At 39.0% G+C, this 22,482-nt stretch carries 22 protein-coding genes; 6 read left to right on the top strand and 16 right to left on the bottom strand.

The window, feature by feature from the left end:
* Positions 1 to 241: 241 nt before the first annotated feature.
* Complete coding sequence (locus NST66_RS08225) at positions 242 to 1,759, top strand: alpha/beta hydrolase (protein ID WP_155008184.1); 1,518 nt, start codon at positions 242 to 244, stop codon at positions 1,757 to 1,759.
* Here NST66_RS08225 and NST66_RS08220 read toward each other — a convergent pair.
* Both NST66_RS08220 and NST66_RS08215 read right to left on the bottom strand, forming a co-directional pair.
* Positions 1,702 to 1,962: a hypothetical protein gene (locus NST66_RS08220; RefSeq protein WP_155008185.1), complete on the bottom strand. Its 261-nt coding sequence runs from the start codon at positions 1,960 to 1,962 to the stop codon at positions 1,702 to 1,704. The two genes, NST66_RS08225 and NST66_RS08220, sit on opposite strands and share 58 nt — an antisense overlap.
* A 119-nt stretch (positions 1,963 to 2,081) precedes the next feature.
* A complete protein-coding gene (locus tag NST66_RS08215) occupies positions 2,082 to 2,771 on the bottom strand; it encodes a DUF421 domain-containing protein (protein WP_228123063.1) in 690 nt (229 codons plus the stop codon).
* 136 nt (positions 2,772 to 2,907) lie between these two features.
* Here NST66_RS08215 and NST66_RS08210 point away from each other — a divergent pair, with 136 nt between their 5' ends.
* Positions 2,908 to 3,537: an NUDIX hydrolase gene (locus NST66_RS08210; RefSeq protein ID WP_033578747.1), complete on the top strand. Its 630-nt coding sequence runs from the start codon at positions 2,908 to 2,910 to the stop codon at positions 3,535 to 3,537.
* Positions 3,538 to 3,541: 4 nt separating this feature from the next.
* Here NST66_RS08210 and NST66_RS08205 read toward each other — a convergent pair whose 3' ends face one another.
* From NST66_RS08205 to NST66_RS08190, 4 genes are all read right to left on the bottom strand, one after another.
* Positions 3,542 to 3,940: a PaaI family thioesterase gene (locus NST66_RS08205; protein ID WP_098626762.1), complete on the bottom strand. Its 399-nt coding sequence runs from the start codon at positions 3,938 to 3,940 to the stop codon at positions 3,542 to 3,544.
* Between the two features lie 117 nt (positions 3,941 to 4,057).
* Complete coding sequence (locus NST66_RS08200; RefSeq protein ID WP_340843261.1) at positions 4,058 to 6,211, bottom strand: DNA topoisomerase III; 2,154 nt, start codon at positions 6,209 to 6,211, stop codon at positions 4,058 to 4,060.
* A gap of 265 nt (positions 6,212 to 6,476) precedes the next feature.
* On the bottom strand, positions 6,477 to 7,775 hold the full coding sequence (locus tag NST66_RS08195; RefSeq protein WP_033578744.1) for an arsenical efflux pump membrane protein ArsB: 1,299 nt from the start codon (positions 7,773 to 7,775) through the stop codon (positions 6,477 to 6,479).
* Positions 7,776 to 7,790: 15 nt separating this feature from the next.
* Positions 7,791 to 8,141 carry an ArsR/SmtB family transcription factor gene (locus NST66_RS08190; RefSeq protein WP_340843260.1) on the bottom strand — a complete coding sequence of 117 codons (351 nt, stop codon included), beginning with the start codon at positions 8,139 to 8,141 and terminating at the stop codon, positions 7,791 to 7,793.
* 201 nt (positions 8,142 to 8,342) lie between these two features.
* Here NST66_RS08190 and NST66_RS08185 point away from each other — a divergent pair, with 201 nt between their 5' ends.
* Positions 8,343 to 9,002, top strand: a complete 660-nt coding sequence (locus tag NST66_RS08185) for a hypothetical protein (protein ID WP_340843259.1) — start codon at positions 8,343 to 8,345, stop codon at positions 9,000 to 9,002.
* 72 nt (positions 9,003 to 9,074) lie between these two features.
* Positions 9,075 to 9,776: a hypothetical protein gene (locus NST66_RS08180; protein WP_033578742.1), complete on the top strand. Its 702-nt coding sequence runs from the start codon at positions 9,075 to 9,077 to the stop codon at positions 9,774 to 9,776.
* 168 nt (positions 9,777 to 9,944) lie between these two features.
* Here NST66_RS08180 and NST66_RS08175 read toward each other — a convergent pair whose 3' ends face one another.
* A complete protein-coding gene (locus NST66_RS08175; RefSeq protein ID WP_028413678.1) occupies positions 9,945 to 10,727 on the bottom strand; it encodes a YibE/F family protein in 783 nt (260 codons plus the stop codon).
* A complete protein-coding gene (locus tag NST66_RS08170) occupies positions 10,724 to 11,716 on the bottom strand; it encodes a YibE/F family protein (protein WP_033579521.1) in 993 nt (330 codons plus the stop codon). The genes NST66_RS08175 and NST66_RS08170 overlap by 4 nt, the downstream gene beginning before the upstream one ends.
* A 551-nt stretch (positions 11,717 to 12,267) precedes the next feature.
* Between NST66_RS08170 and NST66_RS08165 the strand changes: the two genes are divergently transcribed.
* Positions 12,268 to 12,834 (top strand): peptidoglycan-binding domain-containing protein, encoded by a 567-nt coding sequence (locus tag NST66_RS08165; RefSeq protein WP_340843258.1) that lies wholly within the window; start codon positions 12,268 to 12,270, stop codon positions 12,832 to 12,834.
* A 224-nt stretch (positions 12,835 to 13,058) separates the two neighbouring features.
* Here the strand turns inward: NST66_RS08165 and NST66_RS08160 are convergent, their stop codons facing one another.
* The 3 genes from NST66_RS08160 to NST66_RS08150 form a co-directional block, all read right to left on the bottom strand.
* Positions 13,059 to 13,379, bottom strand: coding sequence for a 2Fe-2S iron-sulfur cluster-binding protein (locus NST66_RS08160; RefSeq protein WP_048021341.1), 321 nt, complete (start codon positions 13,377 to 13,379; stop codon positions 13,059 to 13,061).
* 596 nt (positions 13,380 to 13,975) lie between these two features.
* Positions 13,976 to 15,283, bottom strand: coding sequence for an MFS transporter (locus NST66_RS08155; protein ID WP_034264501.1), 1,308 nt, complete (start codon positions 15,281 to 15,283; stop codon positions 13,976 to 13,978).
* A 212-nt stretch (positions 15,284 to 15,495) separates the two neighbouring features.
* Positions 15,496 to 16,053 (bottom strand): YdhK family protein, encoded by a 558-nt coding sequence (locus NST66_RS08150; RefSeq protein WP_033578737.1) that lies wholly within the window; start codon positions 16,051 to 16,053, stop codon positions 15,496 to 15,498.
* A gap of 225 nt (positions 16,054 to 16,278) precedes the next feature.
* On the opposite strand from NST66_RS08150, the gene NST66_RS08145 reads away from it, so the two are divergent.
* Positions 16,279 to 16,707 carry a hypothetical protein gene (locus NST66_RS08145; RefSeq protein WP_028413685.1) on the top strand — a complete coding sequence of 143 codons (429 nt, stop codon included), beginning with the start codon at positions 16,279 to 16,281 and terminating at the stop codon, positions 16,705 to 16,707.
* 138 nt (positions 16,708 to 16,845) lie between these two features.
* Here NST66_RS08145 and NST66_RS08140 read toward each other — a convergent pair whose 3' ends face one another.
* The 5 genes from NST66_RS08140 to NST66_RS08120 all read right to left on the bottom strand — a co-directional run bounded on the left by NST66_RS08140 (position 16,846) and on the right by NST66_RS08120 (position 22,080).
* Positions 16,846 to 19,263 carry a heavy metal translocating P-type ATPase gene (locus tag NST66_RS08140; RefSeq protein WP_308221064.1) on the bottom strand — a complete coding sequence of 806 codons (2,418 nt, stop codon included), beginning with the start codon at positions 19,261 to 19,263 and terminating at the stop codon, positions 16,846 to 16,848.
* Positions 19,264 to 19,348: 85 nt separating this feature from the next.
* Positions 19,349 to 19,555 carry a copper chaperone CopZ gene (gene copZ, locus NST66_RS08135; protein ID WP_033578734.1) on the bottom strand — a complete coding sequence of 69 codons (207 nt, stop codon included), beginning with the start codon at positions 19,553 to 19,555 and terminating at the stop codon, positions 19,349 to 19,351.
* Between the two features lie 14 nt (positions 19,556 to 19,569).
* The gene (locus NST66_RS08130) at positions 19,570 to 19,902 is read right to left on the bottom strand and encodes a metal-sensitive transcriptional regulator (protein ID WP_013056612.1); all 333 of its coding nucleotides are present in this window, start codon (positions 19,900 to 19,902) and stop codon (positions 19,570 to 19,572) included.
* Between the two features lie 119 nt (positions 19,903 to 20,021).
* Entirely contained in the window at positions 20,022 to 20,702 is a 681-nt protein-coding gene (locus tag NST66_RS08125) for a response regulator transcription factor (RefSeq protein WP_047751141.1), read from the bottom strand.
* Position 20,703: 1 nt separating this feature from the next.
* Positions 20,704 to 22,080 (bottom strand): sensor histidine kinase, encoded by a 1,377-nt coding sequence (locus NST66_RS08120; protein ID WP_251440561.1) that lies wholly within the window; start codon positions 22,078 to 22,080, stop codon positions 20,704 to 20,706.
* Positions 22,081 to 22,482 lie beyond the last annotated feature (402 nt).

Here is a 22,482-nt window from a genome sequence, read left to right as displayed (position 1 = left end):
CCTTCTTTTATACTTATTTAATCGATTGTTTTACCCTGTCTTTTTTAATCCTTGTTTCATTATAATATAAGCAGCCTAAAAAGAAACTAGAGAATTGGATGCAGTTTACCTATTTGTCAGACAAAAACAGCTTAGAAACAAACGCAAAAACTTTTTTCTAAATTGATTTTAAAACAGGACATTTTTCTTTTTTATGGAATTTACTTAAAAGGTATGAGTATTTTCATGAGGAGGAAGAAACGTGAAACGAAAAATGATAGCGCTTACTTTTTCTGCTGCTCTTTGTTTTTCCGCTTCAGGATCTCTTGCTGAAGCTGCTAACAAAACAGATGTCATTCCAAATGCTGATCAATCAGCAGAAACCTATTTTGACGGAGCGAACGGGAACTGGCTGACGACTAAAAACCCCGCTCAATATCAGCTGGCTACGCTCTATGGAAACATCGGGCTTACTCCTTATAACTGGGGAAAAGCTGAAGATGAATCAGGCTGGTATCGAATCAATCAGCCCGCTGCGGTTAAAGGAACGCAAGTAAATGGAATTTTTGAAGACGCTCAGTTCGTCATCCGGGTTCCTGATAACTGGAATGGAAAACTTGTGGTAGCCGGCATTCCTGCTACGCGCAACGAAACGTCCACCGATTTATTATTCAGCGATTACGTTCTTAAAAAAGGCTATGCGTTTGCCGCGATTGATAAAGGAACGCAAGGAGAAAGTGACCCTACCGATCCTTTTGCTAAAGTAAAAAATGCGCTTGCTAACGATGACGACAGCGTAGCAGAATGGAATATGCGCTATCGTCAAATGACAAAAGCAGCTCAGCAATACTTGACTACTCATTACTCAGACAAACTAATCAATCCGGCTAATCGAAAAAACCCTGCAAGCGATTTGATTCGAAACGATCATAAAGTACCCACGTATGCAATTGGCATTTCAAACGGCGGATACGTTGTCAGATACGCACTTGAACACGACGATCCAAAACAAACCAAAGAGCCTCGTTTATTTGATGGAGGCGTCGATTGGGAAGGCGTATTGTGGAGTGCAAAAGCGCCAAATTTAATCAGCTCACTAACACCGGTTGTAAACAACGCGGAAGAAGCGCTGTACGGAACGGGAAAAGAGCAGAAAAAAGCTATTAAACAAATGTATAAAGCCGGCCTTCCCAAAGGATCAGAAAAACTGTGGAATTACCATGATCAAGTGTACTGGGCGGTTACTTTAAACATTTACCGTGACCATTTTGATCCGACAGCTCCAGGAAGAACAAACTGGCACAACTATTTAAACTTTACTTCATCAGGCCTGCGCGACCGTTCATGGGACTATATCTTTGAAAATTATCGCTATCAAACCCGTCCAAAAAGCGTAAAAGAAAATGTAGCAAAAGTAGAAAATACGGGCGATATCGATGTGCCTCTTATCAGTATGACTGGCTCTCTCGATTCACTTATCTTCCCGTCTATTCACGCCGAAGGCTATGAAAAACTCGTTAAAAAAGCTGGCAAGGCAAATCTTCATCGCCTTTATACTGTGAAAAACGGAAATCACGTTGATAGCTTAGTGTGGAATAAACAAACGGATCCAAATCAAGAGCTTCAGCCCCTGCTCCCATATGCTCATCAATCTTTTGATTTGTTAGTAGACTGGGTAGAAAATAAAAAAGCAGCGCCTGCAAGTAAAGATATTAAAGCACCTCAAAATAACCTTAAAGTAATCGACATAAAATCCGGGGAAGAAGTAGATCCTCGCTGAGGTTGAGATATAACGAAGTGAATCCAGCCTAAAGACGAACAAATGAGATACATGAGCTGGACTTCTTGTGACACCGCAGTTGATTTCCGTGTAAGGCTTCGCTTTCCGCGGGCGGCCGCTGAGCCTCCTCGTCGCTTGCGCTCCTGCGGAGTCTCACCTGATCCGCTTTTTCCGCAGGAGCCTTTACCTTGCCCTCCAATCAACTGCTAGAGGGAACGAAACAGATAAAACGATATGTACCATCACAAAAAAACGAACCACTATTCAACATGTTGATTAGTGGTTCGTTTTTCACTTGGGCTAAAATACGTTTGTCCTAGCCTCAGTCTTCATAATAATCAAGATAGAGATGACCCGCTGAGTCTGCTTGCCCTAAAAATACTTTGTCGACTGCAGCACCTTTCTCTTTGAGCTGTTCTTTAACCCACGCTACGCTATACCCCAGCTCATGAACCGCTTCTTTCATTATATTTCCATCCATGATAATCGTTTGAGGTAATCTTGTATGTTCTTCTTTCAGTACTAAATCTTCACGCGTAACGTTCTGCTTTTCTTTTTTTAACAGCACGCTTAATTCGCCGTTTGTTTCGAGCATGGCAAAAGCTACGTCTTCCACATAAAAGATGTCTTTTTTCCGAAGCTGTTCCATGAGCTCATCTACGGTATATTTTTCTTTTTTTACATTTTCCTCAAGAATTTTTCCTTCTTTAATGAGGATCGTCGTCGTCCCTTCCACCGCTTTTCGAAAGCTAATACTTTTTAACGATACGTTTGAGACAAAAATAAGAAACGATGCCCACACTAAAATCGCGACTACCCCATGACTTGCCTGTAAATCTACGTCCATTGAAATGGTTCCCGCAATATCTCCAATCGTAATGCCAACGATATATTCAAAAAAAGAAAGTTTGGATAACTGTTTTTTTCCTAACAGCTTTGTAATAAAAAACAAGCCAAGTAAAATCAGCACCGAACGAAGTACTACTTCCATCCAATGATTCAACGCATGCACCTTCTTTACTAAAATTGATGTATCTTTTATTTTGTGCATATTTGTATGTATCAAAGCAGATTTTCATCTTCCATTATTTACATACCTTTCACGGCAGGTTAGAGTAGAAAGAAGTAGGAAACAAATTGGGGGACTTATGATGAACGATGAAGTGTTAACCATATTTAACAACCAACAGCAGCGCATAGGAACAGCGTCTCGCAAAGAAGTTCATGAAAAAGGCTATTGGCACGAAGCGTTTCACTGCTGGTTTGTCAGCCGCGAAAATGATATAGACTATATTTATTTCCAAATTCGCAGCGAGCAAAAGCAAGATTACCCCGGTGCACTCGATATCACAGCTGCCGGACATTTGCTTCATACAGAAACCGCTGAGGACGGTGTAAGAGAAATTCACGAAGAGCTCGGCGTCAACATTTCATTTGATGAATTGCTTCCTTTAGATGTCTTTAAATACGAAGTATCTCAGCCGCACTATGTTGATAAAGAATTTGCACATGTATTTTTATACTACAGCTCTCACCCTCTTAGTGCGTTTACGTTGCAGCAAGAAGAAGTATCAGGCCTTGTAAAAGCTCCGTTTTCTCACTTTTGCGAACTGTGGCTTGGAAATCAAACAGAACTGATCATTGAAGGGATAACAAATGAAAAAGAGCCAATTCACCGTACAGCACATAAAAGTGAATTTGCTCCCCATCCCAAAGCTTACTATAAAACAATTATTGCATGTATTAGTCAGCAGCTGAATTCAGCAGAAAAAGCTTAGAATCCTAAGCTTTTTTTGCTGAAAAAATCATATATGTTGCACTGCCAAGCGCAACAAGCTTGCCGCTGCTGTCTTCAATTTTCACTTCTCCAACAGCAAGCGTTTTGCCGCGGTGAGACAATGTAGACTTTGCAACTAAATATTCGCCTATACCCGGCCTTGTGTAATTTACTTTTAACTCAACTGTACTGGCACTTTCCTCCTCAGAAAGAGAAGAACGTACAGCCGAACCAACAGCCGCGTCGATAAGCGTGGCAATAACGCCTCCATGAACCGTTCCTCTTCCTTGCAGAAGCTGCGGTTGAATCGTAATTTTCAACTCTGCATATCCTTTTTCAAGCAGCGTTTCTTCAATGCCAATATAATCCCAAAACGGAATCATCCCTTTACTCGTTCGTTTCATTAATCTCATCCTTTACATAAATAAGCTATGTAGGAAATTCTAGAAAGGCTGGAAAACTCCTGTTTTTACATACAAAAAGCGCCTGCTCTTTATCTTTAGCAAGCGCTTTTTATCCCTCTACTTTTCAAATAAAAACTGCACTTTGTTTTCTTTCCATTCTAACTTAGCGTTAAAAGTCTTGTCGCCTTTTTTAAAACCTTCAATCAAATCTGTCTGTCCTTCGCTTAACAGCTTTTTTAAATTAGCTTGAGTAACTGTTTTACCTAAAATCTTTTTTGATACGGTAAACGTGCATTTTGTTTTTGCATAGTTTGAGCATCCGTAAAATGAACCTTTATCGACTACTTTTCCGTCGCAAAGCTTACATGGACCAAACGATTTAGAAGAAAAACTTTTACCTTTTCCCTTGCCTTTTCGCTGAATGGATTCAGTGTCGTATCCGCTGAAATTCCACTTGCTTTCTGCTTCGACAGCGTCTTCGATAATTTTAGCTGAAAGTTTCTTTGTTTGTTCCATAAAAGTAGCGGCCGATGCTGCTCCTTCTCCAATTTCAGCTAGACGCTGCTCCCACTTAGCCGTCATTTCTGGTGAAGCTAAAATTTTATCTCCAATCGCGTCAATCAATACCTTTCCTTTATCAGTCGCAAACACTTGGTTTTTTTTCACATCAATATATTTACGATCTTTAAGCATTGTAATGATTCCAGCGCGCGTAGCTTCCGTCCCTAACCCTTCTGATTTTGCTAAAATTTTCTCCAGCTCATCATTATCTAAATGCTTACCTGCTGTCTTCATCAATGTAATCAACTGACCTTCGGTGTAGCGTTTTGGAGGCTGTGTTTTGCCTTCTTTTACGTCTACCTTAATAACTTTACCTTCTTCGCCTTCTTGAACATTCGGAAGAATGACATCGTCGTCTTTCTCATTTTGAAAAATTACCTTGCGCCAGCCTTCTTGAATTTGCTGCTTTCCTTTTGAAATAAAAGCTGCTCGCTTTGCCACAAGTGTCGTAATCGTTGTGTAGTCGAAAATCGCTTTTTCGTAGTGTGCCGCAATTAACCGTCTTACGACTAAGTCATAAATTTTCTGTTCGTCTCCTGATAGTTTGCTAGGGTCCTTCACTTGTTCCGTTGGAATGATCGCATAGTGATCGCTCACTTTTTTTGCATTTACGTAGCGTTTATTTCCTAAAATTGAAGGGTAAGGAAGCGGAAATAAATGCTCATATTCAGAAAAAGTACTCAGCTTTTCTAAAATCTCAGGAAACGTTTCCGCTTCGCCTTCTGTTACGTAGTTTGAGTCTGATCGTGGATAAGAAACAATTCCTTTCTGGTACAGCCCTTGCAGCACATCAAGCGTCTTTTTAGGTGAAAACTTAAACGCTTTATTCGCCGTTGCTTGAAGTGATGATAAGTTAAATAATAAAGGCGGCTGGAACTCTTTTCGCTCCGTTACGAGTTCATGAACTTGTGCGTCTTTTCCTTCGCAAAACTGAGCAATTTTATACGCCATTTCTTTTTCTTTAAGACGCGACTCTCCGTCTTGATGCCATTTGCCTTCATATTTTTTTCCTTCAATATCAAACTTAGCAAGCACTTCCCAAAAAGGCTCTGATTTAAAGTTATCAATTTCCTTTTCACGCTTTACAATTAAAGCAAGCGTTGGTGTCTGCACGCGTCCTGCTGAAAAAACATCTGACATCCCATGCTTTTTCAATAAGATGCTATACACGCGTGAAGCATTTATCCCAACGACCCAATCCGCGCATGCTCTTGTATAGGCTTCATAATAAAGGTTGCGCGTGTCGCTTTCGTCTTTTAACTGTTGAAACCCATCATAAATGGCTTTTGGCGTTAACGAAGAAATCCACAATCGTTTCATCGGCTTATGCACACCTGACAGCTGAATGATATTGCGGACGATTAATTCTCCTTCGCGTCCCGCATCTCCCGCATGTATAATTTCTGTGACCGTCGGCTTTTTAAGCAATTTTTTTACCACTTGAAACTGCTTTGCTTTTGAGCGCGTCACTTCATATTGAAAACGGTCTGGAATCATCGGCAGCGTGTCAATTGACCACTTTTTCCACTCCGGCTTATAATCTTCCGGGCTCACAAGCTGACATAAATGCCCCACTGCCCACGTTACATATGCTCCGTCTGTAAACACTTCATTCGGTGGAATCTCTAAATAGCCGTCGTGACGCTTCGGCTTGAACTGTGAAGCGAGCGTCGATCCTTGATCCGGCTTTTCTGCAATAATTAACTTCATGTATTTAATCACCTTACATTTCAAATTTCCATGTGAAACTTAGTCAGTTTTATTATTTTATCATAGAAAGAGCTGTTGGAGTATGAATGGAGAGAAAAGTAGTTTCAATGAGAAATACATAGCCCATTTTAAAAGCGTGTCAGTGTCCGTTATACTTTTTCAATAAAAAAGCTGTAGATTATTTTCTACAGCTTCGATACACATCTAAAATTTTCTAATAACAGCGATTATCCTATTGACTGAAACACATCTCTTTTAGGACATGTTATGAAATAATTAATAGCCAAATATACAAACCAACAAGCGTAATAAACAATGTCGGAATCGTTAAAATAATACCCGTTTTAAGATACGTTCCCCAGGAAATTTTCACGCCTTTTGTTGAGAGAACATGAAGCCATAAAAGCGTTGCTAAAGAACCAATCGGGGTAATTTTCGGACCTAAATCCGATCCAATGACGTTTGCATAAACGAGCGCTTCCTTGATTGTGCCAGCTGCGTGTGTTGCATCGATTGCTAGTGCATCAATCATAACGGTTGGCATATTGTTCATAATTGATGAAAGAATAGCGGCAGTGAATCCCATGCCAATTGTTGCCGCAAACAGTCCATGACTAGCCGTTGCTTGGATCACATCAGCCAGAATTTCTGTTAAACCAGCATTACGCAAGCCGTATACAACGACATACATGCCGATAGAGAAAAAGACAATCGCCCATGGAGCTCCCTTTAGCACTTTTTTTGTATGAACCGCTCGACTTTTTTTTGCCATCATCAAAAACAGAATAGCAATAATACCTGCGATGATCGAAACGGGGACGCTAAAGAATTCTCCAATTAAATAGCCTAGCACTAGCAAAACTAAGACAATTCCAGATAGCCGGAACATCTTTTCATCTTTGATGGCATCCACTGGCTTCTGCAAATCTGCTACATTGTATTTCTTAGGAATTCTTTTGCGGAAATACAGATACAAGACCATAATACTTGCAAACAGAGAAACTAAATCTGGAACAATCATGCGTGATGCAAATTCAGAAAAGCTAATGCCAAAGAAGTCGGCTGATACGATATTCACTAAGTTACTAACAACAAGCGGCAGCGAAGTTGTATCCGCAATAAATCCACTTGCGATAATAAACGGAAAAACCATTTTATCGTCGAACTTTAATGCCCGAACCATGGCTAAAACAATGGGTGTTAAAATCAAAGCTGCTCCGTCATTAGCAAATAGCGCTGCTACAACGGCTCCAAGAAGAGACACGTAGACAAACATACGCACGCCGTTCCCTCCTGCAGCTCTAGCCATATGAAGCGCTGCCCATTCAAAGAAACCAATTTCATCTAAAATTAAAGAAATAATAATAATAGCAATAAACGTAAGAGTCGCATTCCACACAATGCTGGTTACCTCAAGGACGTCTTGAAAATCAACAACGCCTGCCAGTAAAGCAAGGATAGCTCCCCCGCAAGCCGACCAGCCGATTGACAAATTCTTCGGCTGCCAAATGACAAAAATTAGTGTTACTAAAAAAATCAATGATGCTAGTACAACTGATGCCACTTTTTAAACCTCCAATTATTCACAACAACTAATACGCAGTCCTTGTTTTTCTAGCTCTTGTAAACGTTCGTCCTGACTTGGTACAGATTCAAGTATACCTAGAACAAACTCATAGTACTGGCTTTCTTTATTAAGAGAATAAAAAACCCATTGCCCTTTTCTTCTTTCCTTCACAAGCTCAGCATCTCTTAATTTTCGCAAATGCTGACTAATTGAAGGTTGGCTAGCTTGATAGATATCCACGAACTCACACACACAGCATTCATTGTTCTCTATTAATTTCACCATCGAAAGCCTTGTTTTATCCCCCAACAATTTTAGGATGTGGGCTGCCTTTTCAATACTATCTATAGATTTTGTACTCATTAATGAACACCTCCTACTCCCCTTCAGCTGATGTATAATAAAGGGCTTATGTATTAATGCTTCATTACTATAATTGATTTCTAACTGATTTACAATTTTTTAGTGAACGAAAAGTGATTTAGTAGTTGTTTAAGGATTTGATTTAAAGAAATTATTTTTCCATACTAATTTAAGTCAAATCTAGCATACGATAATACAGGTATGTTTTCTCGTAAAAATGCTACTAATGTCCTTGGACAAATATACTCTCTTAGCGACAATAAAGTATCCCCCTCTGCTGCCCCTAAAATGCCTTTAAAAAATACAGCCGACAGAGCTTATAAAATTCCTGTATTCCTCAGCCACCCTTCTATGCTTAATGCTACTCAAACAAGATTTCTTAATCGTTTAATTGATGAAATTGAACGTGCTCTTCTTTTCCCTCGTACACTGCCTGATACGGAGCAATATCCTAATAAAACGATTACAAGCGTTCGCCGAATGATCCTCTCTAGCTATGGATTGATTGCGGTGAATATGCAGCAAGTCTTCGCCAATTATACCATGACGAATATTCCCGGCGGTACACCTCCGCCACCATCATGGGAAGGTGCTCCATTTTTACAAATAGAGCCAAGCATGGGTTACCAACGAGGCCTGCCTTTACTTCTTATCAAAGAAGCAGGTGTCAATAGTATAGGCGTATGGAATCCATCAGTAGTTCCGTTCTTTATCATTGAATGGGATTCTTCAAAGCCGCTTGATGAGTTTTTTAACCGTGTTGAATGGAGAGAAATATTTCAAAACTGGGTAGCTCAAGTACGAAATGGCTATTTTATTCAAACACAGCCTTCCTATCAATATGGCCCGGATGATCTATAGAAATCACTTCAAACGAAGAGTACTTTCGAAAGCTATTTCTATAAACAACGTTGAAATGTGAGGTGAATATAATTGACTCTAATTACTAGTGGGACATGCGTAGGAGTTCTATATCGAGCTAATGCCGGTGCATCATGCAGAAACGGGTACTGTGTTCATAATGGAAGATTAGTAGGCGGCGTCATAAGCTCAAATGCCGGTACCTTAACGGTTACAAGAAGCATCGATAACACAAAGTTACAGACCTATAATGGTATTCTTCTAAGTCACCGAGCCGTAAATCGAACGACAGGGCAAGTCACGCAGCAATATTTGTATTTTAGAAAAAATCAATTGGAAAAGGTAGAAGTCACACCTTATACACAATATAGTGACCCTAGCTGTCAAAGAGAAAGTCATTACAACATCCCTGATATTATCTATCCCGGTGAATGTGTAGGAATCAGATATCGGTCAGAAGATGAATGGCATATAGGAAACGGGCGATATCTATATTGGACAGGCCAAGTGAATCACTGTATATTTGATGAACGTCCACAAAGTACAAACAGACAATTTTTACGTCAGATTTGGTACGTACACTGGATACTTGACCCAAAAAATGAACGAAATATTATACCTCAAAAGACCTCTCGAGGACGTGGATCCCCAAGAGGTGAACGTAGAATTTATGCTTTTAAGAATCTGCTTCCAGCTAATGGTGAGACGGTCCTTGTAAAAGCTGCTTCTCCTGTAAATTCTGCTTCTTGGCCTTTTCGTATTATCTATCAGTAAGAAAAACAGATTGTAATCCTTAATGCTATTACAACTCCCATCCTCCACCTAGTTTCCTCTCAAAATCCCACAAATAGGCCGAGGTTAATTTGAACTGCCCCTCCAATGGTTAACCATTGGAGGGGCAGTTTCTTATGACTTTCTGTTTTTATTTGTCCATACGCTTCTCTACTTTATTTCCTTGTACTGCTTCCCTTTTTCTCTTTTTTGTAAGAAAATAGAGGCACTAATCCAAGAGGTAATCGGAATAATAATGGCTACACCAATGCCCCCGCTTAAAATAGAAATGACTTCTGCACAAAAGGTTTTTGAATTGATAATGTCTCCAAACGAATACGACAATCTCTTAAACCAGATAATTAACGTCAAATATCCGCCTACAAAGGCAAAATACAGTGTATTGGTTGTGGTGCCCAAAATATCTCTTCCGATTTTCAAACCAGAATTGAAGAGATTCTTTTTAGTTACGGACGGATCATGAACAAATAATTCATTCATAGAAGACGAAATAGATAGCGAAATATCAATGATCGCTCCTATGGCACCCATAATAATTGTACAAATGGCTATTTTAGCAAAGTCAATTCCAACATAAAGTGAAAAAGCGTTAATTTCTTCTTCCTGTTCTTCTCCAAATCCTTGAATCATTGCATGATGTTCAATAATAAAAATAAAGAGTACTAAAACAGCTAAGGTAATAATTGTTGAAACAAACGCAGCAAGCGTTTTATGATTGAATTTATTAATATAAAATAAATTAATGCAGCTAATGATTGTACAAGCGATCAACGTAACAACAATCGTATTTTTTATAGACAGCATAAAGAGAATGGTGAGAAAAATAACGCCAAAATTCAAGAACAGCGCAAGGAAAGACCGGATTCCTTTTTTTCCGCCCACAATACTCATCAGAATAAATAAAATAAGAGCAAGCAATAGTAAAACGTTCACTTTCTGTTCCCCTTTCTAAAAATAAAAAGAATCGAAAGATAGAGTGTAATGGGAATCGTTAAAACAATGCCAATGCTGCCAGTAAGAGCACGGATTAACTCCAAGGAGAAATTCATCGAAAATGTATATCCTAGAGGAGAGCCATTCTTTAAATAAAGAAGAACCATTGGGATTGTTCCGCTTATATATGAAAAAAATAAAATATTCGTCATAGCTCCCATGATGTCTCCGCCAATTTCTTTGCCTGATTTCAGTAAATCTTTGCGCGCGATCTCTTTATTTTTTTCATATAGTTCATAGACAGAAGAAGTAATCGTAATCGCTACATCCATAACAGCTCCTAAAGATCCTATTAATACCTCACTCATAAATATTTTTTGAGGAGGAATCGTTACAAACTCCATTCCTTCATAATGAAGGCCATTAGAATCTGTCAGTTGCATGACACCATACGCGATTAAAAGAGAAACAAATGTACCTATTAAAGTTGAAATAATCGCTACATGCGTTTTTTCTTTATTACCGCTTACTAATAACAAAGAAATAACCGTAAAAAGAACGACAGCTACCATACATACAGCTAGCAAGCTCACATTTCCTAGTGCTAAATATACATTGAGGGCCCCGATTAAAAGAACAATATTAATAAATAAGCTGATAATTGAATAAAAACCTTGTTTTCTTCCAATAGCCAGCAAAATTAATATAAATAAACCAGCGACAGCGGTAACCTGCTTGTCCCGCTTCACTCCTTCAATTGTTCCATTTAGAGCATGCTGTGAATTCTTTTCTAAGGAGACAAAAAGATCTGTTCCGACAGTATACTTTTGATCATAAGCACCTGAATATGAGTACGTATTCTCTAAATGGATAAGCCTTCCTTTATATTTTCCGTTCATTATTTTAGCAACAATTTCCTGAGAGTATACGGTATCTTTGTTATGATTTAAATCAGCAGATTTGTTTTTTTCTACAACATTCGTCTTCACTACCTCAGCTATTGGTTTTTTATAAAGAGAATAATTGTGGTTTGTTACAATGAGCGCTATACACAAACAGCAAATCCCTAATATGTAGAGAAAAATTTGTTTCCGTGATGATTTATTGGACTTTATTTTCGAAAAAAGGTTCCTTATGTGCTGAGCATACAAAGTAGACATAAATACTTTCCTTTCTGGTTATCAGTTGAACGCAGAGCTTTTGAACATGAAGAGACTGCAAAGAGATCCAAATTCCCTTTGCAGTCTTTTCATTCGTTTATTATGAGCGTTATAGAGCAAGACATACTCCAAGTACACAAGACGCTTAAACCTACTGTTTTTTCCCTTCCGTACTGTATCAGAGAAAAATGAAATTATAGTGAAAACATAGAACGATTTATCTACTTCACTAGTTTTTTATGACTATCTTATATAATCATAGGAATATAAAAACAAATAGAAAACTGGCTGCGCTATAATAAGTTGACTTTATAGCTACTAATTAGTTATAAAGCTCATGAAAAGCGACAAATAGTTGCTAAAAACAAGGAGGTTATTTCATGTTAACGAAAAAAACACTTGTCATGCTTTCTACTCTTACGCTTGCAACAACATGCGTAGCATTCAGCACTCTAACTACTGAAGCTGCTGCTAAAGATGCCTACTCACAAAAAATTGAAGCTAAAGCAGAAACGAGGCCTACGCTTCGTAAAGGTTCCCACTCTAGCTACGTAAGAGACTTACAGCAAAGCTTAAAGGATGTGAAGTATAACACATCAGTTGATGGCATTTTCGGTACGCGAACGCAAAATGTAGTAAAAGAATTTCAAACCGATCACCGCTTGTCTCCAGATGGTATTGTTGGCCCCTTAACATGGGCAGCTTTAGATGAGAACAAGGTAGAAAGAAAGCAATTTCCTGTCAGCACGGCTATTGCATTCGGTAAAAAAGAACTCGGTGACAACATTGTCTTCAGTACAGACGACCGCTTACGGAAAGATAACAACGATAAAGCTTACTATAGATTCGTAGCAAAAAATAAAGACTGGATGGATCAAGGGGGATCAGGTACCATAGGCTGGTATCATATTTACAAAAGTGGAGATGTGATTGAAGAATCCAATTAAATCTATTTGCAGATAACCGTTCGAAAAAAGCCTTTATAATCACTCTTTTGAGTGATTTACTGCCCGCCTTACAGAATGCTAAAATTTAAAGGAATCATTCCGTAGGTATTTTACTTGAACAAGAACAGCTGCTACTCCCCTTAGCTGTTCTTGTTATTTTTTTAAGTAAACATACAAAAAGCAGCATGTAAACATTCCACACGCTGCTTTTTGCAATTACATGACTACTCTGTGGGTCGAGGTCCTGCTTCTCGTCCTGAGCTTTCTACCGTTAGTATTGGCCGAACGGTGACATCTTCATTTACACGAATTTGGCACGATAAGCGCAAATGATCTTCAATTGAACTTTCTGAGTATGCATTTTTCTCCGCGTGTGTTAAATCACAATATTCACCTTCGAGCACTTCTACCCTGCAAGTCGTGCATTTAGCTTTCCCGCCGCACCGATGAAGAATATTTATACCGTTGTCTTCGAGTGCCAAGACAAGCTTTTTTCCTTTTGCCACTTCAAAACTGCCGTATCCTAAAACGGTTACTCTTGGCATATATCTCCCTCTTTCCCTCTACTGTATCCAAGCGATTTGAATTACACTCTATGCAGTTTTTTTGTTGCATGCCTAAGTTGCAATCCATTATTTCTACTGATTGCGACGTCTGTTTGTACGTTACAGACCCCTTTTACATGCCTAGATCCAATTAAGAAGACCATCGTTTTGTAATACGGCCACTAAAACGACAAGCCCAAGTATAATAACAGGTATCAGTGCCTTTAAAATTTGGTACTTAGATAATTCTATGCGCTGAGGCTCCTTTAACAAATGACTTTGATTTAACTCAGTATTGCTTTCACTTTCTTTATGATTCATGTTCCTCTGCCTTTCTATTTTTTTATAGTGCGGTTCGTATCTACTTCTGCTGAAATAACAAAACTAGACACAAGGTTTCTTCATAAAAACCATCTTAACCTTTTTAAGAACATGCTATACTAACAATTCTGTTTTAAAATAAGTCTCTATCATATGTTTTAAACAAACAAATTTACCTTATTTCCCTTCTTAATAGCGTTTCTCACATCGCTAAACGCACAAGCAAGGTCGTTATTTATAATCAAAAGTAAAACCCCATAACGAGTCATGGGGTTTTACTTCGTACGTTGATTTTTTGGAATTTTAATTTGTTTAATATCTCCTAGCACATAAATATAAAAAATTAAGCCTAGCAACAATACAATTCCCGCTACCATAAAGCTTAGGTTAAAAGAACCTGTTTTATCTAAAAGGTACCCTGTTAAAGCTGTAGCTATAATTCCTCCAAACAAATTATTAGCTAAATTAACAATAGAACTAAGAAGGGAAATAGAGCCTGCAGGTGCAATTTCTGCAGAAATAGACCAGCCGATTGGTGCGGTTGCAGATATACCTGCCAGTCCAATCGAGATACAAATCATCGCTAAGACGACACTATTAGTGAAAATAGAGCCTAAAAAAACAAACCCTAAGCATAATCCTATAACAATGATGGTGCGATATACTTTTTGACTGTCATAACCTTTTTTTATGAGGTAATCAACAAGCCACCCGCCTACTAAAATGCCAGCAAATGTAGCAATTAGCCAAGGTACTGCCGTAAGCAGGCCCGATGACATGATATCCATACCGTATTTTTCTTTTAAAAAAGTTGGCAGCCACGTTAACAGTAAATTAAACGTATATCCATAGCCTGTAAACCCAATCATTAGCCCCCAAACTTTTCGATTCGTAAATAATACTTTCAAGGTATGTAAAAATTTTGATGTTTGCTCATCGTTTGCATTTAAATTATTTTCTTGAATATACTTCAGCTCATCATCTGATATGCGTCTATGCTTTTCTGGCTTTTCGTAATAAAACCAAAACAGCAGCGTAAACAGTACGTTTATAATTCCAATAGATAAGAATGCTGTGCGCCAATCAAATTTGGTGATGAGAAACGCTACAAGAGGCGCGCCAAGTACATTCGAAAATTTGGCCGCTGAATCAAACAAAGAATTTGGTAAGCTTCTTTCATTTGGAGGAAACCATAGCGACGTAGCTTTTGATGCTGCCGGAAATGCAGAAGCACTCATTATTCCTATTAAAAATCGGACAATATAGAGAAGAAGTTTTCCTTGCAAAAAGGCCATCGACATCGTTAATAAACTCCAAATCACCATACCGACTCTTGTCACCCATGCTACTCCGAACCGATCAAGCAAGCTTCCCGCAGGTATTTGCATGATCGTATAAGAATACGTATAAATAGAAAAGACAATTCCAAGCTCTGTTCCCGTTAAGTGAAATGCATCTTGTATTGCAGGAGCGGCCACTGACACCGCTACACGATCAAAATAGTTTAAAATAATCATACTGCTTAACAAAGATGAAATGAACCATCGTGTGCGTCCTGTTCGCTTTACTGTATGTTCACTCATAGCTAGCTCCTTTCATCAGTAGTTTGTTCGTTTTATTACCGTAGCATTCTACTTAATACCGCAGCTAGAAGACACTACATAAAACCTACGCTCACCCTACCCATAAAAAATCCGAACGATGAATCGAGATTCTCAATCAAGAATCTTGATTCATTGTTCGGATCTTCTTTCACCCAAAATACTTCTGTCCAGCCTTTTTTCTCGCTAACAGTCTATTTTGCTGAAAGCTCATCTTCCGTTACCCACTTATGATTTTTCACTTTCTCTCCGCCTGTAGTCGGCGTGTAGTCTACCATATATACCGTTGTTTTTTCGGCTGAATCAATCGTTGCTTTTGCCCCTTTCATACCTTTCATATGATCTGCTTCAAGCGTCACTTCGCTGCCTGGCTTTAACTGCTCGTTACCCGCATCTTTTATTTCTTCTTGAATAACCCACTTATGATTTTTTACTTTTTCCCCGCCAGTCTTTGGCGTATACGAAACGGTATAGGCCGTAGTATCGTAAGCACCAACAATCGTTGCTTCAGCACCGTTCATGCCTTTCATATGATCAGCTTTCATAATGGCTTTATCTCCAACTTTATATGTTGGATTTTCAGCTTGCTTTAATCCTTTTGGAACCTCTCCTGAACTAGAGTGATTCATCTCTGAGTGATCGTGCATGGATTCATTTTTGTCAGCTGAAGGTTTTTCATGACTAGAATCGTTTCCGCATCCGCTTAGTCCAATAATGACAGATGCACCAAGAATAAATAGCTGTTTTTTCATGACAGTCCCTCTTTTCCACCTAATAAATTTAAAAATAAAAATCCTTTAATCCTTAGAAACAACTTATCTTTGCATACTCTTCTTTTCTTTATTGTAGCCAGACTTTGTGCAGATTTTGTGAAGATGAAGGTAATTAGGTACGAAAATTTCCTATGCCTAAAAAAGGCCTTCGTATGAAACACTTACCACTAGGAAAAAGTATAAAAATAAAAGGAGGAAAGAAACATGCTAAAAATACGCTTTGCTCTATCCTCACTCTTACTTGTAGTTAGCTTGGTGATGGGAGCCCCCTTTGCTTCCGCACAGTCCACGCTCTCACCTAGCGTACAAAAGATAGAAGTAACGTCCATTAAAATGAAAACACTCAAAACGTTTATCGATGAACAAGATATGAATACATTCACCAATAGTATAAAAAAGGCTGAGCGCATGAAACTTCTCTTAGATGAAGAATCTGCTGGGAGCATCGATTGCAAAATGACCATTACCTATGGAGATGGTTCTAGCCGTCATTATTTCATTTGGATTATGGATGATGGACGTGATGTGTTAATTGCTCAGCAAAAGCATCCAGAAGACCTTCATCTTAAAGGGTATGAATTGAATCAAAAAAATTCCTTGCACCTGACAAAGCTGCTAAAGAATATTCTTTAGCAGCTTTGCTTTTGGATCACTTTCACCGAGAGTGGCTCGATGACTCCAATATTTTTTAGTTTATATTTCCCACACAGCATATACTGCTATAACGGCAAGCACGTACAAAATAGCTGAGATGATCCACTTTTTCATACCTTATAGCCTCACTCTCTGCAATCGCAGTGCATTTAATACAACCGATACAGAACTAAAAGCCATCGCGGCACCAGCAACCCAAGGAGCTAACAGCCCAACTGCTGCAATTGGAATACCGAGCGTGTTATAACCCATCGCCCAGAATAGATTTTGCTTGATATTAGAAATCGTTTTTCTACTCATTTCAATCGCATCTGCAATGCTCATCAAGTCTCCTCGCATCAGCGTAATATCAGCGGCTTCCATCGCTACATCCGTTCCTGTTCCGATGGCCATTCCAATATCAGCTAACGCAAGTGCAGGAGCATCGTTAATACCGTCTCCTACCATTGCGACTTTTTTACCTTGCTGCTGAAGCTTTTTCACTTCTTCTGCTTTGCCTTCTGGCAACACTTCTGCTATAACGTGCTCAATACCCGCTTGCATCGCAATAGCCTGAGCTGTTTGACGATTATCTCCGGTAATCATCATCACTTCTAAGCCCATCTCTTTTAACCTAGAAACTGCTTCTTTAGAAGTCTCTTTAATAGTGTCTGCAACAGCAAGCATGCCGGCATATTTTCCGTCAAGAGCAACGAGCATGGCCGTTTTTCCTTCTCGTTCTAAATTTGTCATTTCTTCTAAAGCTGCATCAATATTCACTTTATGTTGGTTCATAAGCTTTCTTGTTCCTACTAACAGCTCTCGTTCTTGTACAGTTGCCCTTACTCCATGCCCTGGAATCGCTTCAAAAGATAACGGATCTTGAATTTCTATACCTTTATTTTTTATACCTGCTACGAGTGCTTGAGCTAGAGGATGCTCCGATAAACGCTCAGCTGATGCAACTAACTGTAATAGCTCATTTTCTTCGTAGCCCTGTGCAATACGTACATCGGTTAGCTCAGGCGTTCCATTTGTAACAGTTCCCGTTTTATCTAAAAGAATCGTATCGATTTTATGCGTCGCTTCTAAATGCTCGCCGCCTTTAAACAAAATACCAAATTCTGCTGCGCGGCCCGCCCCCGCCATAATGGAAGTTGGAGTAGCTAAACCTAATGCGCATGGACATGCGATCACTAATACGGCGATAAGCTTTTCTAAAGCCGGTGCAAATTCGCCAGGCACAATCCAAATGTACCAGACAAAGAACGTAAGAAGAGCAATTCCAACCACAATTGGCACGAATATACCTGAAATATAATCAGCTAATCTCTGAATAGGGGCTTTAGACCCCTGCGCTTCTTCTACTACTTTAATAATTTGCGCAAGCGCCGTCTCTTTTCCAACGTTTGTAGCTTTTATTTTTAGAAAACCATTTTTATTGAGTGTGGCTCCAATTACTTTATCTCCAATGCTTTTATCTACCGGTACGCTTTCCCCTGTCAGCATGGACTCATCTAAAGCCGATTGTCCTTCAATAATCTCTCCGTCTACAGGTACTTTTTCACCGGGTTTAATAAAAATAACTTCGCCTTTTTGCACTTCTTCCACTGGAATTTCAATTTCCGCTCCGTCTCTTACTACAACGGCCGTTTTAGCTTGTAAACCCATCATCTTTTTAATTGCTTCTGAAGAACGGCCTTTGGCATTGGCTTCAAATAATTTCCCTAAAAGAATCAGCGTAATTAATATAGCACTCGTTTCATAGTAAAGCTGAGTAGTATGAGCAGATGAGCCAAGCGATTTAAGAGAAGAGTATAAACTATAGAAATAAGCTGCGCTTGTACCTAGTGCTACTAAAACATCCATGTTGGCACTTTTGTTACGAAGAGCTTTAAATGCACCTATATAAAATTGCTTCCCTACGACGAATTGAACAGGCGTAGCTAAAGCGAGCTGAACCCATGGATTCATCAGCATATGAGGCAAAGGAATAAACGACGTAAACGTAAAATGACTAACCATTGCCCATAATAACGGTACGCTTAAAATAAATGAAAACCAAAACTTTCCTTTTTGTTTACTCAGTTCTTTTTCTCTGTAGCTTTGCTCTTCTTCTTTTTCTTCTGACTTTAGCTTGGCTCCGTATCCAAGCTTTTCAACTCGCTGCGTTATGTCTTGCGGATCTATTTGAGAAGGGCTGTATTCAACAGAAGCCGTTTCTAAAGCAAGGTTAACACTTGCCTTTGTCACGCCTTCTAATTTGTTTAACCCTTTTTCAATCCGAGTCGAACAAGCGGCGCACGTCATGCCCGTAATAGCAAATTCGGCTTTTTCACTTACAACTCCGTACCCAAGCTTTTCGATTTTTTCTTCAAAGGCCTGTGGACTTGTTTTAGACGGATCAAATATGATAGTAGATCTTTCCAAAGCCAAATTCACGTTTGCTTCTTTTACACCTTCTATTTTTTTTAACCCTTTTTCAATCCGGTTAGAACACGCTGCGCATGTCATACCCGTAACTTGCAAGGTGGCTTCTTTTTGTTTATCACTCACCGCGTTTCGCCTCCTGTTATATACCTACAAGGGGTATATTTTTCTCTTAAATCAAGCGTGCGAAGGTATTCGCACGCGATGCTGTTTATGCTACTTCATAACCTTGGTCATCAATAGCTTCTTTAATATCTTCGACCGTTACTTGACTTGGATCAAATGCAACCGTTACTTTTGCATCTTCTAAGCTTACTTCTACGCTTTTAACGCCATTAAGTTCGCCTACGCCGCCTTCAACAGCTTTGACACAATGACCGCAAGACATTCCTTGTACTGATAATGTTACGTTTTCCATTTCTAGCATCTCCTTTATTTCATTAATCGTTTAATGGTTGTTAATAATTCATCCACTACTTCTTCATCACCATCTTGCACACGTTCTACAATGCAATGCTTCAAGTGACCTTCAAGCAAAATTTTACTTACACTATTCAAAGCAGACTGCGCAGCTGCGATTTGAGTAATCACGTCGTCACAATACGTATCTTTTTCAATTAATCCTTTAATTCCTCGAATTTGTCCTTCAATTCGATTTAATCGGCTTGTTAGGTTTTTTTTCACTTCTGGAGAATGGTGACTTTTTCTTTCACTATTTATCGTACAACATTTTTCTTCACTATTCATGTGATTCGCTTCGACCATCTAACATCCTCCCTTCATAACTTCATGATACTATACCCCCCTACCCTATGTAAAGCGAAAAGCTGGCTTCTGCTTACTTTATCTTTTCACCAATTTCAGTAGCTATGCTCATATCATTTTCAACTAACATCAACCCACTTATAGCCTATTCCCCATACGGTTTGCAAGTATTCGTCTACGGGAAAGCCCGCTTTTCTAAGCTTATCCCGAACATTTCGCACATGAGAGTCAATAGTACGGTCTCCAATCTCCGCCTCATATCCCCACACTAACACAAGCAAGTCGTCTCGGCTGAACACACGATTTAAATGCTGAAGAAGTAACCCCACCAATTCAAACTCTTTAGGCGTTACTTGAATCTGCTGATCTTTATATTGTAATACGTGATTTTCCTTGCTCCATACTAACCCTTTGTAGGTGATTTCATGTTTTTCCTTTAACGAACGTCTAAGAACCGCACCGATGCGTGCAACCAATTCTTCTTCGCTAAACGGTTTGGTAATATAGTCGTCTGCCCCTATATTTAATCCTTTTACTACATCTAACGTTTGGCTGCGGGCTGTGAGCATAATGACCGGTAGATCAGACATTTTTCTTACTTTTTGACAAATCTCCCACCCATCTTCGCTTGGCATCATAATATCTAATAACATCAAATCTGCTTTGTTACCTTCATAAAGATAGCGCAGCGCTTCTGTGCCTTTTTCAAATTTTATACATGTAAATCCGTTTGGCAGCAGATAAAGTTCTAGTAAATCCAGCATCCTTGCTTCATCATCTACTAATAAAATAGTTGCCATCCTATCCATCCTCTCTTAATACAATCTCTACAGTCGTACCTTTTCCCGTCTCGCTTGTGATTGTTATTTCTCCTCCATGAGCTTCTACAATCTCCTTTACAATTGATAAGCCTAATCCGTAGCCTCCGCTTTTTCTCGAGCGGGATTTTTCCACTCGATACAGCTTGTCAAATACGTAACGTAGATCTTTTTCTGGAATGCCTATTCCTTGATCTTTAAGAGTTATTGTCAATGATTCAGCTGATTTTTTTACACTTAAATCAATTTTGGTCTCTTCTTTTGAATAGTTCATTGCGTTATCAAGTAAATTGATAATCACTTGCTGAAATCTTTCAGGATCTAGTGAAACGTAAAGACCTTGAGGGCAGCTTATCTCCAGCTCCATCTCCTTTTCTTTTAAAGCTAAATGAAAATGCGCGCATACGGTGTGCAAATACGTAGCTAGCTCTACTTTTTGTTTTTGAATAAAAAATGTATGCTGATCCAGCTGCGCCAGCTGAAACAAATCTTTGACTAACTGTGAAATTCTTCCTGCTTCTTCTTCCACAATAGCAAGATACTTATCACGTTCTTGCGGTGTATTAGAAGGCCTTCTTGCTACGTCTGCATAGCCCTTTAAATACATCAAAGGCGTTTGAAGTTCATGTGAAATGCTGCTTAAAAATTCATTTCGCTCTTTTCGTAACCGCTGCAGCTCATTCGCTAACGACTGAATGGACATTCCTAATTGTCCGAGTTCATCTCTTGAATGAGCGCCAAGTTTCACAGACAAATCTCCTTGACTCAGCTTCTCAGTTGCTTTTTTCATTTTGATTAAAGGAGCGGTTATAAATTTAGACAGAGCAAAAATAGTCACAATGGAAAATAAAACGGACACAGCTCCCGCTACGTAAAAATGATGCTGTAGTCTCGCAATCATTTCGTGAATATCCTTTGTGTTTTTGAACATATAAACCGTTCCGAACTGTTGATGGCCTTCTTTAATAGGTGATGCCGTGGCGATATAAGGTTTGCTTTTCCAGTCGCCTTGCATAATTTCACCTTTATATGTAAGAGACTTTCCTTTCCATTTCTCTACTGCTTTTCTTGCACCTTGAATTAAAGGCCTAGACGAACTGATAATTTTTCCTGTTTTATCCGTTATGATAACATCAGTTTCTGCTTCTGATTCCATCAGTGCAACATGGTTAAGCGTAGCAGAATCATGATGCTTCTCTAATACTTCCCGGTGACTGTTTCCTCTTAAACGCAAGCTTTGCAGCTCCTCTGAAATTCGTGTATTGGCAAGACCGCTATATAAATAGAAAAAGAGAGCGGCTTCAATTAGTAAAATGAACATTAAAAACAAGAGTCCAAGCTTAATAGAAATACGATTCATTTATTCACATCCCTTGCTTTCATTATAAAAGTAATAAATGAAGAAACTGTGCAGAATAAAACATACCTAATTAAATAACGATTATTCTTTGACATTTTACCACGGGTATCTGACAGCTTAGCGTATGAAGTAAGTTTATCATACAGCAAATTTCGAACTTACGAAGCGTGCAGCAATACATAATCCGAAAGCAAAAAGAGATTGAGACATAACAAAATCACTCTAATCTAAAGACGAACGAATTGGATAAGGGAGCTAGTATAAATTACTGGTCACACCGCAGTTGATTTCCGTGCAAGACTTCGCTTTCCGCGGGCGGCCGCTGAGCCTCCTCGGTGCTTACGCTCCTGCGGGGTCTCACCTGTTCCGCTTTCCCCGCAGGAGTCTTCGTCTTACCCTCCA

Origin of the sequence: Priestia sp. FSL W8-0524 (assembly GCF_038005965.1) — a bacterium.
GTDB classification, from domain to species: Bacteria; Bacillota; Bacilli; order Bacillales; family Bacillaceae_H; genus Priestia; species Priestia zanthoxyli.
Note: the sequence above shows the minus strand (reverse complement) of the source record. Positions and strands in the feature narration are given on the sequence as shown.

Excerpts from the sequence above, each read along its gene's own strand:
- NST66_RS08205 (WP_098626762.1), bottom strand. The coding sequence starts at position 3,940 with ATGAAACGAACGAGTAAAGGGATGATTCCGTTTTGGGATTATATTGGC.
- NST66_RS08125 (WP_047751141.1), bottom strand. The coding sequence starts at position 20,702 with ATGGCAACTATTTTATTAGTAGATGATGAAGCAAGGATGCTGGATTTA.
- NST66_RS08145 (WP_028413685.1), top strand. The coding sequence starts at position 16,279 with ATGCTAAAAATACGCTTTGCTCTATCCTCACTCTTACTTGTAGTTAGC.
- NST66_RS08210 (WP_033578747.1), top strand. The coding sequence starts at position 2,908 with ATGATGAACGATGAAGTGTTAACCATATTTAACAACCAACAGCAGCGC.
- NST66_RS08160 (WP_048021341.1), bottom strand. The coding sequence starts at position 13,379 with ATGCCAAGAGTAACCGTTTTAGGATACGGCAGTTTTGAAGTGGCAAAA.
- NST66_RS08185 (WP_340843259.1), top strand. The coding sequence starts at position 8,343 with ATGTTTTCTCGTAAAAATGCTACTAATGTCCTTGGACAAATATACTCT.
- NST66_RS08165 (WP_340843258.1), top strand. The coding sequence starts at position 12,268 with ATGTTAACGAAAAAAACACTTGTCATGCTTTCTACTCTTACGCTTGCA.
- NST66_RS08120 (WP_251440561.1), bottom strand. The coding sequence starts at position 22,080 with ATGAATCGTATTTCTATTAAGCTTGGACTCTTGTTTTTAATGTTCATT.
- NST66_RS08150 (WP_033578737.1), bottom strand. The coding sequence starts at position 16,053 with ATGAAAAAACAGCTATTTATTCTTGGTGCATCTGTCATTATTGGACTA.
- NST66_RS08130 (WP_013056612.1), bottom strand. The coding sequence starts at position 19,902 with ATGGTCGAAGCGAATCACATGAATAGTGAAGAAAAATGTTGTACGATA.
- NST66_RS08190 (WP_340843260.1), bottom strand. The coding sequence starts at position 8,141 with ATGAGTACAAAATCTATAGATAGTATTGAAAAGGCAGCCCACATCCTA.
- NST66_RS08200 (WP_340843261.1), bottom strand. The coding sequence starts at position 6,211 with ATGAAGTTAATTATTGCAGAAAAGCCGGATCAAGGATCGACGCTCGCT.
- copZ (WP_033578734.1), bottom strand. The coding sequence starts at position 19,555 with ATGGAAAACGTAACATTATCAGTACAAGGAATGTCTTGCGGTCATTGT.
- NST66_RS08155 (WP_034264501.1), bottom strand. The coding sequence starts at position 15,283 with ATGAGTGAACATACAGTAAAGCGAACAGGACGCACACGATGGTTCATT.